This window comes from Parabacteroides sp. CT06 (assembly GCF_002257605.1).
Classification (GTDB): Bacteria; Bacteroidota; Bacteroidia; order Bacteroidales; family Tannerellaceae; genus Parabacteroides; species Parabacteroides distasonis.
In genome coordinates this window covers 5,292,098-5,305,776 of sequence record NZ_CP022754.1, presented here as the reverse complement: position 1 = coordinate 5,305,776, position 13,679 = coordinate 5,292,098, and the positions used below count along the sequence as shown (strand labels likewise).

Annotated in this window: 16 protein-coding genes and 1 tRNA gene; 4 read left to right on the top strand and 13 right to left on the bottom strand. The window is 38.1% G+C overall.

What is annotated here, in order from left to right; genetic code table 11:
- Window positions 1–67 precede the first annotated feature (67 nt).
- The 10 genes from CI960_RS22885 to CI960_RS22840 all read right to left on the bottom strand — a co-directional run bounded on the left by CI960_RS22885 (window position 68) and on the right by CI960_RS22840 (window position 7,950).
- Window positions 68–964, bottom strand: a complete 897-nt coding sequence (locus CI960_RS22885; protein ID WP_094582624.1) for a DUF5712 family protein — start codon at window positions 962–964, stop codon at window positions 68–70.
- Between the two features lie 4 nt (window positions 965–968).
- Window positions 969–1,553, bottom strand: a complete 585-nt coding sequence (locus CI960_RS22880; RefSeq protein ID WP_094582622.1) for a BfmA/BtgA family mobilization protein — start codon at window positions 1,551–1,553, stop codon at window positions 969–971.
- 284 nt (window positions 1,554–1,837) lie between these two features.
- On the bottom strand, window positions 1,838–2,170 hold the full coding sequence (locus CI960_RS22875; RefSeq protein ID WP_014298742.1) for a helix-turn-helix domain-containing protein: 333 nt from the start codon (window positions 2,168–2,170) through the stop codon (window positions 1,838–1,840).
- 245 nt (window positions 2,171–2,415) lie between these two features.
- Entirely contained in the window at window positions 2,416–2,946 is a 531-nt protein-coding gene (locus tag CI960_RS22870) for a dihydrofolate reductase family protein (protein ID WP_094582620.1), read from the bottom strand.
- Between the two features lie 301 nt (window positions 2,947–3,247).
- Window positions 3,248–4,096: an RteC domain-containing protein gene (locus CI960_RS22865; RefSeq protein WP_094582618.1), complete on the bottom strand. Its 849-nt coding sequence runs from the start codon at window positions 4,094–4,096 to the stop codon at window positions 3,248–3,250.
- Window positions 4,093–4,734, bottom strand: coding sequence for a CatB-related O-acetyltransferase (locus tag CI960_RS22860; RefSeq protein WP_094582616.1), 642 nt, complete (start codon window positions 4,732–4,734; stop codon window positions 4,093–4,095). The genes CI960_RS22865 and CI960_RS22860 overlap by 4 nt, the downstream gene beginning before the upstream one ends.
- Window positions 4,735–5,079: 345 nt before the next feature.
- Window positions 5,080–5,604, bottom strand: a complete 525-nt coding sequence (locus tag CI960_RS22855; protein WP_094582614.1) for a hypothetical protein — start codon at window positions 5,602–5,604, stop codon at window positions 5,080–5,082.
- Entirely contained in the window at window positions 5,601–6,323 is a 723-nt protein-coding gene (locus tag CI960_RS22850; protein WP_094582612.1) for a hypothetical protein, read from the bottom strand. The genes CI960_RS22855 and CI960_RS22850 overlap by 4 nt, the downstream gene beginning before the upstream one ends.
- Before the next feature lie 66 nt (window positions 6,324–6,389).
- Window positions 6,390–7,346 (bottom strand): nitroreductase, encoded by a 957-nt coding sequence (locus CI960_RS22845; protein WP_094582610.1) that lies wholly within the window; start codon window positions 7,344–7,346, stop codon window positions 6,390–6,392.
- Window positions 7,336–7,950: a TetR/AcrR family transcriptional regulator gene (locus tag CI960_RS22840; RefSeq protein WP_094582608.1), complete on the bottom strand. Its 615-nt coding sequence runs from the start codon at window positions 7,948–7,950 to the stop codon at window positions 7,336–7,338. The genes CI960_RS22845 and CI960_RS22840 overlap by 11 nt, the downstream gene beginning before the upstream one ends.
- Before the next feature lie 223 nt (window positions 7,951–8,173).
- Between CI960_RS22840 and CI960_RS22835 the strand changes: the two genes are divergently transcribed.
- The 3 genes from CI960_RS22835 to CI960_RS22825 are packed head-to-tail and all read left to right on the top strand — an operon-like array spanning window position 8,174 to window position 9,115.
- Window positions 8,174–8,488, top strand: a complete 315-nt coding sequence (locus CI960_RS22835; RefSeq protein WP_094582606.1) for a helix-turn-helix domain-containing protein — start codon at window positions 8,174–8,176, stop codon at window positions 8,486–8,488.
- Entirely contained in the window at window positions 8,475–8,768 is a 294-nt protein-coding gene (locus tag CI960_RS22830) for a DUF3876 domain-containing protein (protein ID WP_094582604.1), read from the top strand. The genes CI960_RS22835 and CI960_RS22830 overlap by 14 nt, the downstream gene beginning before the upstream one ends.
- 53 nt (window positions 8,769–8,821) lie before the next feature.
- On the top strand, window positions 8,822–9,115 hold the full coding sequence (locus CI960_RS22825; protein WP_094582602.1) for a helix-turn-helix domain-containing protein: 294 nt from the start codon (window positions 8,822–8,824) through the stop codon (window positions 9,113–9,115).
- A 283-nt stretch (window positions 9,116–9,398) separates the two neighbouring features.
- Here the strand turns inward: CI960_RS22825 and CI960_RS22820 are convergent, their stop codons facing one another.
- From CI960_RS22820 to CI960_RS22810, 3 genes are all read right to left on the bottom strand, one after another.
- Entirely contained in the window at window positions 9,399–10,619 is a 1,221-nt protein-coding gene (locus CI960_RS22820) for a site-specific integrase (RefSeq protein ID WP_094582600.1), read from the bottom strand.
- A gap of 242 nt (window positions 10,620–10,861) precedes the next feature.
- Window positions 10,862–10,934, bottom strand: a tRNA-Lys gene (locus CI960_RS22815).
- Between the two features lie 69 nt (window positions 10,935–11,003).
- Entirely contained in the window at window positions 11,004–12,161 is a 1,158-nt protein-coding gene (locus CI960_RS22810; protein WP_005859784.1) for an AI-2E family transporter, read from the bottom strand.
- A gap of 58 nt (window positions 12,162–12,219) precedes the next feature.
- On the opposite strand from CI960_RS22810, the gene dacB reads away from it, so the two are divergent.
- Window positions 12,220–13,677 (top strand): D-alanyl-D-alanine carboxypeptidase/D-alanyl-D-alanine-endopeptidase, encoded by a 1,458-nt coding sequence (dacB, locus tag CI960_RS22805; RefSeq protein WP_005859786.1) that lies wholly within the window; start codon window positions 12,220–12,222, stop codon window positions 13,675–13,677.
- The last annotated feature ends 2 nt before the right edge of the window (window positions 13,678–13,679 follow it).

The window sequence follows — 13,679 nt, the reverse complement described above, 5'->3', positions numbered from 1 at the left end:
AAGTTTTTCTCATTATATATGAGAATTCATTTTCTATCATTTTTATGTAATGAATATTGTATTTTTATTACCTACGGATTCTTTTCTTTTTCTTTGGTTTTAATATTTGTTCTTCTTGATTGGCTGAAATATCTGTTCCAAATGAAAGAAAAGATATAAATGAATTAGGTAATTGTTTATTTTTATGATTGCCTGTTGCTTCTTCGTTTCTAAGATTGATAGAAAGCAAGTTTTTTTGACTGTTACCTTGATTGACTTCTATTTTTCTTTCACTGTGTTGAAAATCTTGTTGCTGTAGTTTAAGTTGCTCGGATATAGAACTGTTCTTCATAGCATTATGGTAGTCAAAATATTCTGTTTGTTGTCGTTGATAACCGAACAGCTTATCAAAGCCTTGTTCCACTTGTTGGAACAGAATAACACGGTCAAAACCTCCTTTGATTATCCCGTTCTTGGTATTCTTATGATTGGTAAGTGGTGATAGCTTCTTTTTATTGGCTTGGTCTTTTCTACTCACAATCAAATGACAGTGCATATTTAGTTCATTATCAGAACGACTACGGTCAAAATGAATCTTGCCATAGAACTTTATATCCGATGCTGATAGTTCTTTGTTGAAGTTCTTGGCATATTCAGGAATAAATACCTCACGAATATAAAGTTTCATGGCTTCGGCTTGCTCCTGCTCTGTGTTACCCATCGTTCGGAGTTCCTTTTCCGATGGGCTGACGTGAATAGCATAAAATTTAGCATCCGTCTTTAGGAGTTGCCCGATATTACTATCTATATCTTTTATGACTTTTGATTTGTAGATGTTATCATCTGTCAGACTGAAAAAGCCTTCGGTATAGATACCCTTTTCCATCCGTTCCAAATCTTCATGTTCCATATAATTAGCTAGCTGTCGGCTACTTCCTGCATTATTATATGTGCCGTTCGATGGTGGGGCAAAGTCTATGTGCATAAACCTATGTATTTATCAGGTTTGTAATCTCTGCTTTCAGATTCTCTTTCCTTTTGCTATCCATCACACCACAAGCAGAAAGTTCGGAATAGAGTTGTATTAGGTGAAGCAACTTTTTATAATCCCGTTGGTGTATCTGGTAGAGTGCGTTAATTTGTTTCGATTGGTTGTTTATCACATCGGCATGGTTACAGAACTGTTCACTTAACTTTTTGAGTACGGCTGTGTGTTTCTCTTGGCTGGCTTCCAGTTGAGAGAGAATAAGAGTTTCCAAAGTTTTGCCGATAGCATCAAAGCGTAAAGCGATAGAATTTATAGCCCGTATCATGGGATTCAGTTGTTCTTCCTCATAGTGACGGATAAAGCGAATAATATCATCTTGCCTCTTATTTATTCTCGACAGTTCTGATTTTACAGATTCAGGGGTTTCGGATGGGTTGATATGTGCCTTATCTATATATCCGAACGCCAACTTTACAACTTCGCTTTTTTTCAGTGAATAGCGTTTGCATATCTTCTCTACTAAAGCTGCCGTTTCCTTGTCTATGGAAATGGTAGTGAATATCGTTTTTCGACTGCTGTTTGGCATGGTAATTACTTTTTTATAGAAATATGAATAGATAAATGCCTGATAATAAGCATTGCAAAGAAAATGCTTATTACAGGTGTCATTACAGCATGTTCTTGTAACACTCTAAAGCCGAAGGCTTTGCCTCGCAGAGCAAGAGGGAAGAACAGGACTTGTCCAGTTCCCTCTTGCTCGATTTAGCGAAACAGGCTGAACCGATAGGTGAGGCAGTTTGTGCTAAATCGGGGTGGTGGCACAGAGGAATAGCCGGAATATAGGCTTCCTTCCTCTGCTACTTTTTGCTATCAGGGCTGGTTTGCTAACTGATTGGCTTTTTCAAACTGTTTGTAGGTTTGAGAATCGGCATATTCACGGACGAAAGCCCGAATATCGCTGGCTCTATAGTACGTTTTCCGTCCGATAGTAAAGTAGGGAAGTACACCTTTTGCCCGATAGCGTTGTAGAGTTCTGAAAGATGCTTTTAGTAGAAAAGCTAAATCCTGATTATCCAATAACTTCTCATTTTCATCGAATACAGTATCGGTATTGATAAGAGATTTCAAGTCTTGCCCGATTTCGGTGAGTTTCTTGGATAGCTTCTCCATCCACTTCTCGAAGTTTTCGTTGTCTATATACATTTTGCTTCAATTTTAAGTTCAACATTATTATTCTCAATCGATTGATGAAGCAAAATTCGGCATATTGCGGAAGATGAATTGACAACCTATTGACAAGGTGGTAAAAATAAATTTGATGATTTTAAGGCTGATTAGGCTGGTTTTCTTTCACAAAAGTAGAGGGAAGAACCTAAAATGAATTATGAGTTCTCGCAAAAGTAGAAAACTACCAAGTATCTGACAACTTGATAGTTTTCTACTTTAATTTACTTTGAATAGCTTATTAGCATAGCTCCTGAATCAAATGATTTACTACCGATTAGTTTCCAGACAGTTTCTTTCGGCTTGTTGGGGAACAGGGCAAATCCCTGACCTAAAACTATTGGAAGATAGCAAAGTTGCATTTCATCTATTAGATCGGCATTCATCAGCATAGATACAAGTTCACCGCCACCTACCAGCCAAATATCCTTGCCTTCTTGTTTTTTCAATCTCTCTACATTATATATAATGTTGTCAGTTATGAAATGCACTTCTGCTGCTGGTGTCAGATTCACTTCATTTCGGGAAATAATATAAGAAACCTTATCTTTATAAGGCCATTCACAGCCGAAGCCTATTATATCTCTATAAGTACGCCCACCCATTAGAACCGTATCAATAGACAGATATAGTTCTTTATACCCATAGTCTTCATTTCCTGTGATTTGGAATTGATTCAGCCATTCTACACCGCCATCGGGCGTAGCGATATAGCCATCAAGAGAAACGGCTATATACAATTTGATTTTCCTCATAATTCAATATTTTATAAGTTGTCAATACTAGAAAAAAGAAGCGTGAACCCACGCAACTTCAATATAGAGGTACTGGCATACCTTTGGGTAGAAGTACGCGAGCCCACGCTATGACAAAGCATAGCATAAGCATCGCGCAAAACTCTCTACCCATTTGAAAAGTGCCAGTTTTCTATATTGAGACGTTCTGCGAACGTTATGTTATATATAAGATCCTCTTTAAAGGAATTACTCATCTTATTATGATGTTGATACAAAGATACGCATATTCGCCTTTATATCAATAAAAATACGGTCTGTTTTATTTCTCATCATCTTCCTCCATACGTTTAAGTAGTTTTTCTATCAATGTTTTTAAATAGAGAGTTCGATCCTTTTTTCTATTTTTCAGGGTGATATAACCACGATAATAATCACCCAAGTCTATATTAAACATCGCTCCCAACAAATTCATTATTTCTTTCACGGTTATATTACCGTTGTTAATATCTCCTGCAACATATAGAGCATAGCCAAGTTCTATCAGGAATATTTTATTGCTAGTCCAATTTGCAGGATACGGAATTTTGGTGATAGCCTGTTTGTTTATAGCTTCCGACTGCCCCAAATTGATAATCCGTTTGTTTAGATAGATTTGAAGCATTTCATTTGCCAATATCTTAGCTATCTTATGATCGTAGCCAGTTGAAAACATGGGATCTCGATCACATTGGAAACTATCACAACACAAACGAATATCTGCTTTTCCTCGAATGAAATAGTAGGTATCATATGTTGTCGCTTTAGAACGGTAATATTGATAAAGTTCCAGATTTCTGCGAAAGAAATATGTTAATCCACCAAGCTCATCGTTTAGATACTCTTTTATAACATCATTACTACCGCTGGGGCATTGTGATTCAATTCTGTAGACTTTGTTGAAATACAGGTATCTGCCTAAAATGTTAGGTTTTAATTCTTTGAAAAAGTAGATCTCTTCCTCTGTAGAAGAAAATATATGATCTACAGTAAGCTTCCTTAATTGATCGTATAGCGGAATAATATACTTAACTATGTGCAGAGCATCATTGATGGTTATATCATTATTGAAGCCGATTGATTCTATTTCAGCATCAATCTTTAAGAGCATTTCTTCTGCAAAATTCCTCATATTATATCTTTCTTAACGGTAAGTAATTCATTTAGTTTTCCCTCTGTAATGTATGGCAAATACTGGCGTATTTCATCAGTAGCCCAATCCCACCATTTCAGCATGAGTAATTGTTGAATCACCTCTGCGTCAAAGCGTTTTCGTATTTCTTTGGCAGGAGTGCCGCCCACAATCGTATAAGGCGGGACATCTTTGGTTACTACGGCACGTGCGGCAATAATAGCACCATCACCTATATGAACCCCCGCCATAATCACAGCTTCGTAGCCGATCCATACATCATTGCCGATCACAATATCGCCTTTATTATCCCATGCAGTAGTAATATTCGACTTCTTCAACTCCCATTCTTCATAGAATAGAGGAAAGGTATAGGTAGACAGAGATTTCTGTGTGTGATTGGCGCAATTAAATAGAAACTTCGTGCCACAGGCAATAGAACAGAACTTGCCAATGATTAACTTCTCCTGATGAATGGGATAATGATAAAGGACATTGTTCTTCTCAAACAACAAGGGATCAGCTACAAAATCATTGTAAATAGTATAATCGCCTACCTCAATTTGTAGATCATTAATCACGGCATTCAGATAGACTGTTTGCTTATCTCCGGTGCGTGGATATATTTTTGTCATCATAACTTGTTTATATGTATTGATTTATTGTTCAATAGTAAAATGAAACGACACGGGCAGACTGTATAATATAGTCTGCCTGCTCGTAAATTCATAAATAAAAAGATGTAAATCTCTGTGGCAAATAAATCGTTATTTGTCAAATAGCTGAATAGCTTTCTTGAAGGAGGCTATTCGCAGGAGCGTAGCTATATACAGAGTTTCATAAGAAGTGAATACTTTTGTTAGTTGGTACAATGCAAAAGTATAAAAAATAGATTATTAACGGTCGCAAATCATCTGAAATCCTCAAATAATTATAGGCTCATGTTGCTAATTGTATTCTCTGTTTATGACATCATTATATTTTTAGAACATGAATCCAATTTTTATTGCAATAGAATTGTGCATCAGTTTCTCTGCAAACTCGGCTGTAAGTAATGATTGCTTTTGTGTCTTAAGCCGTTCAAACTTCTGTGATTCATATCCTAAAGCCAGGAACAACTTCTTATCTTTATAAATTGAATATTCTACTCCAGCGGATGGATTTAGGTAAAAACCTCCATTTGCATTTTGGTCTGGTGCAAAACTATAGCCAACACCACATTCTATATAAGGTGTGAATTTTCTTGGTTTTATGATTCTAAATTTCACATCTGCAAATAATGGGATTAGAGTTTTCTCATAAATGGATAGTCCAGTCCCAATGCCCATAAATAAGTGTTTGTTGATAGCATAATAACCTAGAATCTGCCATGCAAATGGGGTGGTTGCTGGTTCATTCATGTCTATTCCTGTTCCTACACTTGTTGCAAAAGTGAAGCGTTCTGTCTGTTGTGCTGTTGCAATAGCAACAATACAATTTGCTATAATTAGTAGGATAATCTTTTTCATTGGATAGTTACATTTATTCGTTTTACAATATGTAAAGCAGTTGTCAGTCTCGATGTATCTTCGTTGATCCCCCCAGAACTTCCATCAGGACTACTATGTCCAATCAGGTTTGCTTCAAATGATTTTTCTCCTGACGACAAATTGACATTAGCAGCATATATAATAGCTGGTTGTCCGCTTCCTTCTTTCCCTCCTGAATAGTTAGCTTCTCCCTCTTTAGCGGATTTAGGAAAGTATTCATTGAAATCAGTAGAGTGATTAATTTCTATTTTTACTATGAACTTCTTTAATGTTGTTGTCGGGCTTAGTTTGATTTCAAAGCTTTTGTGTGGGGTTGCTCCTGAAATACCGTCTATTAACGGTTCTTTTTTTGTTGGCAAATAAAGTCCATCATCGTATTTCACTCGACGTGAATAACACCAGTGTGGTAGAGCTTCTTTTCGTCGGTTTCCTCCCGATGCTTGCCATGATTGAGTTGCAATTTTATGGCTTACATAAACTGTTGAGAGATATTTCCCTTGTGTATCTTCCAGCCAGATAGCAATCTGTGGTGGATTTTTCTTATTGATACCTAGGAACAAAGGAAAATCATGTAACCATTGCTCACCCTGTTCAATGCATACTTTCACATCTCCTTTCTCATATTCGATTAGTTCCTTTTGGCAGGAACAAAGGCTGATAAGCCATAAATAAATGAATGTCAATCCCATTTTCTTCATGTTAGTTTTATTAAATTGTTATCATATTAATTGTTACTATTCGGGAACATTGCGGGTAAAAAAATATTAGATTAGTAATGTTTCAATCTTTTTACGGGGAGAATAGGGAATTGACTTTGCATAGCCTATTCTGAGTATCAAGATTGGAAAATCCTTATTGACTGGCAACTTATCTTGTAAGGCAGAATTTAATATTTCAACTTCACATGGTTGATTCAGAAACGCATAAGAAATTCCAACCTCGGTTGCTTTCAATAGAAAGCGTTGCAGAGTTCGTCCAGCGTTAATACACTCTTGAAACGAATTCTGCAATATGGTACATACCACAAAATGAGAAGAAGAAACTATTTTCTTTCTATCTGACTTATTTTGTATGTCAGGTTTCAGAAATAAGCTAACTATTGGGCGTGCTAACCTTTTGGGAAGTGGTGGATTTCCAAAAACCAGATAACTTAATCCATCATGTGTAGATTCAACTTGCCTATTATTAAATCTCATCCATGAAAGCAATTCATTCTTGAATGTAACATCATTCATTTGAATTTCATTCCCTTTCATTATATAGTCAGTTATTGTGCCAGCTAGTGATGTCCCTATCTCGATAAAGTATAACTGTATAGTTCCTTTTTTATGAATGGATTGAAGTTGTTCCAGTGCTCCATTTGATATTTTATTTCCATTGTAGATACTACGGTTTGTCTGTCGTTTCTCTATTTGGTGGAATAGAATATCTTCAATTATAAAGTCACTCTTTGTTAATTCTATAATTATACCTTTTACACTATATTCAGCTAGTTGAGTTTTATAACCGAAGTGACTAGCTGCAATACATAGGTTTTCGACCGCACAACCCAAACTAATAAATAATTCCCGGTTATTTCCGTCAACGACAGGTAGTGCTACTTCTAAGTTAGGAACAATCGTAATTGCACTATCGGCAATGACGAATTTCCAAGGTTGTGTGTTATGCCCCGAAGGAGCTTTAGAAGCATAACTGACTATTTGTATAAAATCAGTGTTCATTTTGAAATACCTTATTGATAAATAGCTCAATTCCTTCGTTTATCTGTTCCCATCCAGAGTTTTCATTCAAGGGAATACCATTGTATATCGGACAGAAATCTTCCAGCATCACAAGATAAGTGATAGATGCTGTCAAAAGGGAAGCCATTACTGCTATTTCGTTTTGTGGATGTCCTGTTAGTTCACTCACTTTCTTAACAAGATTTACTCCAACCTTTTCTCGTTGTTCTCTTAGTTTTACGATCATATCATTATTGCATGATAGTTCCCACCGATAGAGCCTTTTTAGAGTTGGATTATTCCTTAGTTGTTCAATCTGCCCCTGAAACATTCTTTTTACAAACAAAGGTAGTTCTTCACGATTAGGATATTCAAGGGGAAAATTGAGCCAGAAATCATATTGCTTTATATAAGCAGCCATAAGCCCCTCAACAGAACCAAAATAACGGTATATCAAAATCTTTGAAACATTTGATTGGGTTGCTATAGCATTAATGCCAATTTTTTCAAAGCCATCTTCGGCAATCATTTTACCGATGGTATCTAATAGTCGCCTTTCAGTGGCTTCCCGATCTCTTTCTCCTATTGTGCTTATTCCTTTCATTTTATATATTGTTACTATTCGGGAACAAATATATGTTACTTATTGGAAACATACAAATAATCTGCTTAGTAAATTTGCAGTGAAAGAAAGTTTTTTGCTATCAAGCCAATACTAACCACTTCATACCACTTCTGGACAGTTTTGAAAACGGCTCTTGATTCTTCTTTCATTTGCCGATGAAAATAGAATCAACACGTTTTATAAACCATTTAAAATTAGAAGTATGGAAGTAGTAACCATTGAAAAGAGAACCTTTTCGTATGTCTGCGAACGGTTCACCGAGTTTGCCAAACGAATAGAAAGTTTGTGCAGCGCTCATACCCAGAAAGTAGAAAACTGGCTGGATAGTCAGGAAGTATGTCTGTTGTTGGGCTTTAGCAAGCGAACACTGCAATATTATCGGAGTAGCGGGCGACTGGCTTATTCTCAAATCGGCAGTAAGATTTATTATAAATCTTCTGATATAGAAAGAATTATTACAGATAGTGAAACACGGAATCAATCACCCAAACAAACTACACCTTATGAAAAAAACTAAAGAAGATTATCCGTCCTTTAATCTGTTTTCCATTGTCGGTACATGGGAAAGTGTTAATCTGAATCCTACGGTTATTATCTACCGTAATGATAAAGAGTATCTTCTTTCTATTATATATGTATCGGAAACCACTAAACAAGCTTCTCCCGCTACTTATGAGATACAGCAAGATGGTAGCCAGTATTTTATTACCACTGCATCCAAACGGCTCTATATAGATTATGATCTGGGAAAAGATGTACTTAACATTTCATCACTAGGTGACTATCTGCGCAACTAACCAGCTATCTAGCAATCTTGAAATCAATATTTCAATAAAACAATCTTTCAATCATGGAACTAATAAATAAAGATACACCACAAGTCAAAGAGTTCATTTCTTCGCTCGATTCAATGCTGAACGGTATTGAATCAATTGTCAAGCACTATAAGCCCCACCTGAACGGGGAGTGCTTTCTTTCTAATAATGAGGTTTCTAAAAAACTGAATGTCAGTTTGCGAACCCTGCAAGAGTGGCGAGATACAGGGCTAATTCCCTTTATCCAGATAAAAGGTAAAATCATCTACCGCCAGAGCGACATTGATAAACTACTTCAAAAGCACTATTTTGAAAGCTGGAAGGAATAACCTGCCACCCTCGAAAATATTGTTTTTCGGAATTTAATTTGAATCATTGACTTTTCCAGTGAAGTATTTAGTCTGTGCAAGTCTTTAGATAAAAATACGCTCGAATGCAATGAGAGGAAGATTTTTATCTAAACCGAAGGCTTGGACTTGAACAGGCTAAATACGGAACTTACCTTTGTCAATGTTTCATATTGAGTTCTGGAAAACTTACTTTAATAGAAAAAGGATTGAGAAAATGAATTCATTTTTCCCAATCCTTTTTCTATATTGGCTATAGTCTTATTTATATAGCTAATTCCGACAAACAGCTATTTACTTTCTGCATATCCTTTAGAATATTCTGATCCAATACCCGTGCATAGTGTTTAGTTACGTTCGTATCTGCATGACCTAACATCTTGGCAACATTTTCCATACTCACGCCATTCGCTAGGCATATAGAGGTGGCATAGGAGTGCCGGGCAACGTGTGTGCACAGATTTTTCTGTAATCCGCATACATCTGCAATCTCTTTCAAATAACTGTTCATGCGTTGATTGCTCAATACTGGCAATAGTTTTCCGGTACATTCTACCACATTTTTATACTTTTCAAGAATAGAAGCTGCCACAGGTAACACAGGAATGTTACACATGATTTTGGTCTTTTGGCGGTTCTTCCTTATCCAAAGTTCCCCTTTGTTGTCTTTTACCAAGTGTTCGGGTGATAAATCTTTCACATCGCTGAACGCCAAGCCAGTAAAAATGCAAAAGACAAAAACGTCACGTACCTGTTCTACTCGTTTAATTGTGAACTCTTTAGCGAGAATGATTTTAATCTCGTCCATCGTCAGAAATTCGGGATCAGTTTCTTCCAGTTTGAAGCGGTAGTAAGCAAATGGATCTTTCTTTATCCAGTCGTTTTCCAAAGCAATGCGGATAATCTTCTTCAAGTTCTTTAGTCGGGTGATAGCAGAGTTCTGCGCACAACCTTTTTCTATTTTCAAGAATGCATCAAACTTAGAAATAAAGTTAGCTTCCAAATTATTCAGAGCAATATCCGATAGCTGATATTCTTTCTTAATGAATTCCTCTAAATATCGGGTAGTGGTTTCATACCGTTGAACGGTCTTACTTACAAAGTCTTTGCCGATCAGCTTACGGCTTTGTTCGTTATGCTCTCTGAATACCTGCAATAGCGTTTTGTTATCTTCGTCCACACCATAAAACAACTTTCTCACAAGATCAACAGTAATAACTTTGCCGGAAGTTTCCAGTTCTCTATAAATTTGGTGTACGTGCGAACGGGTGATTTCTAAGTAGTGGTTCAGTTCCACCGACATACGGTCTTTGCCTTTTGAATTTTCTTTTGCCTGATTCCATAGGTTTACGGGACAGCTTCTTTTGATAGAAATATCTACCATACAGCCGTTTACGGTGATTCTCATGCACACTGGTGCTTCTCCGTTCTTTAATAATTTGCCTTTCTTGATGAAGAACAATACAGAAAATGATTTTCGAGCCATTTTTACATCGTTTTTAAAGTTACAAAACTATGTATTCTCTTCCAAAGTCAGTCTATGCAAAAGACTATGAATCAGTGAGAAAGATACAAATTCGTGGGACTTTTTTGAACTAAATTTTAGTCCCACGATTTATCCACCGATAATATGCTTGAAACGGCTATTTTCTGCTACCTGCCAGAAAAAAGAAATCCCTGATAATGTCTGATTATCAGGGATTTGCTTGATTTTTCTTTTGTTTTCAGTGATCCGCCTGGGGCTCGAACCCAGGACCCCAACATTAAAAGTGTTGTGCTCTACCAGCTGAGCTAGCGAATCATCCTATGCGTTACTTCTGTAATGCGGGTGCAAAGGTAGGGATATTTTTTTAATACGCAATAGATATGGCTATTTTTTTGCGATTAAATCTGAATTTATTTCCTCTTGTTTAGGTTGATGAGCAAGGCTTCTGGAATCTAACTCATTATATTCATGCAAGATAAATCGTTTATAATAAGATAAGCATAAGGTTGTTAATGGGAGGGCTATTATTAAGCCGATAAAGCCTAAGATCGTTCCCCAGATGGATAATGAGAGTAAGATGATGGCGGGATTCAGTCCCATAGCCTTACCCATTATGCGGGGGGTAAGATATAAATCCTGTATACATTGTACGATACCCAAGACTAAAATAGCCATACCAAAGATCAACCAGAAGTTCTCTCCAGTCTCGGCCGAACGCAATAAGCTCAATAGAATCATCGGGATAATACCGATCGCCTGCATATAGGGAATTAAGTTCAGCACACCGATAAACAGGCCCAGCGTGACCGCCAACGGGAAATTAATGATCTTAAAACCAATCGCGAGGAGAACCCCTACAGAAAGAGCGATCAACGATTGTCCGCGGAAATAACGGTTCATGCTGTATTCCACATCCTCAGCCAAACCTTGCAGGAACGGACGGTAACGCTCCGGTATCAAATCGATCCAACCATTCGCGATCTTCTCATAATCCAAAAGGATGAAAATAAAGTAAAGCAAGATCACGAACACGATCGTGATACTGAAAAGGATTGAGAAAGTGTTCGATAAGATAGACCATAACTGGGGCGCAATCTGCTTCACCGCTTTCAACAAATTCTCCTTACTCAATAACTCCATGATCTGGGCGAAGTTCACATTACTTTCCAGATATTCCATCCATGAATGCGGGATCAAAGGGACATGACCTTCACCGGGATCATGTGTGCGGATCAGTTCTAGCGTTTTATCCGCCTCAGCCGCGATGGAAGGAATGACCATGACTACCAGCAACGTTATCAATAGCCCTAAAGTCACCAATACCGCCATAATCGATAAGATGCGGCTCTTAAAACATAATTTATATTGGAAGAACTTTACGAACGGTTGCATCATATAAGCCAGTAACCAAGCGATCAGGAAAGGTAACAAAGCGTTTCGTAATAAGGCTATCAAATAAATAATTCCTGAGATGACCAGTATACCGAACACTATGCGTATTACACGGTCAAACGTAAAAGGCTTGTCAAACAGTGGATTCATATTATTTTCATATCTTTGCTTGCGACAAAGATAGAATAAAGTAGAATATATAAACATCATGATACGTAAAATATCCTTTTTCTTCCTCATTTCTTGCTTATACCTTTCAGTGGGGGCACAGACTCCACAACCTATCAAGCAATTCCTGCGCAAGCCTTATATGGAAGGAGCTTCATTTTCCTTGATCGTGAAAGAGGTTAACAGTGGCGAGACGGTATTCGCTTACGATACAATCCGGCAGCTGACCCCAGCCTCGGTCATGAAAACGGTTACGACCGCTACCGCATTGGAGATACTGGGCGAGGATTATCGCTTTCCTACGGCATTAGAATACGACGGCTCCATCGAGAACGGCTTGTTAAAAGGCAATTTATATATCAAGGGAAGCGGAGATCCCAGCCTTGGCTCAGCGCATTTTGCCCCGGATCATAAGCGGTTTCTACAGGAATGGATCTCCGCCTTGAAAAAGGTGGGTATCCATAAAATACAAGGAGCCGTAATCGCTGATGAAAGTATATTTGACACGGAAGGCACTTCCCTTAAATGGGTTGGCGAAGATATGGGTAGTTATTATGGTGCCGGAAGCTATGGGCTTTGCGTATTCGACAATCTTTATAAATTAGGGTTGCAAACCGGAGCTCCCGGAACCCGCCCGAAGTTGAAAGGAACCGAACCGGAATTATCCGGCATCCATTTCCATAATTACTTAACGGCCCAGCAAGTATCTTCGGATAGTTCTTTTATCGTAGGGGCGCCATTCGCCACGGATCGTTATTTATATGGCATTGTCCCCGCTAACCGGGAATGGTATCCGCTCAAAGGGGATATTCCCGACCCGGCTCTTTTCCTAGCGGATTATCTCACTAGGCAATTGGAACATGAAGGGATCACGGTCGGCGAATCACCGTCTTGTTTCCGTATCTTGCGGGAAGCCGGTAGGTGGCAACCCGGGAAACGGACCGAGATTGTTACCACTTACTCCCCTACGCTTCGGGAAATCGTGGAAGTGACCAATCATGTCAGCCATAATTTATTCGCCGATGCCTTGATCAAGACAATCGGCCTACGCTATACGCCCCGTAAGGGAGAGGTTCTGTCTTCTTTTAACCGGGGTATCCAAGTGCTTCGGGAATATTGGCAAGGGAAAGGACTCGACCTCTCGTGCGTCTGGATGTACGACGGTAGCGGTCTTGCGGTTACCAACAAGTTATCAACAGCTTTTGTAGCTGATTTATTGATTTATATGAAAACCTGTTCACAACAACACACAGCCTTCTACGAATCATTGCCCGTAGCGGGGGTAGAAGGCTCGGTGAGGAATTTCTTAAAAGGCTCATCCCTCCAAGGAAAAGCCCATCTTAAAAGCGGAAGCATGAGCCGGGTAAAAGGATACGCGGGATATATAAACAAAGGCGATAAGCAATACGCCATCGCCCTATTCGTAAACAACTATTCCTGCGACGGACGTCCTATGACCGTAGCGATAGAGAAATTATTGCTCCAGTTGTTCAACTAACC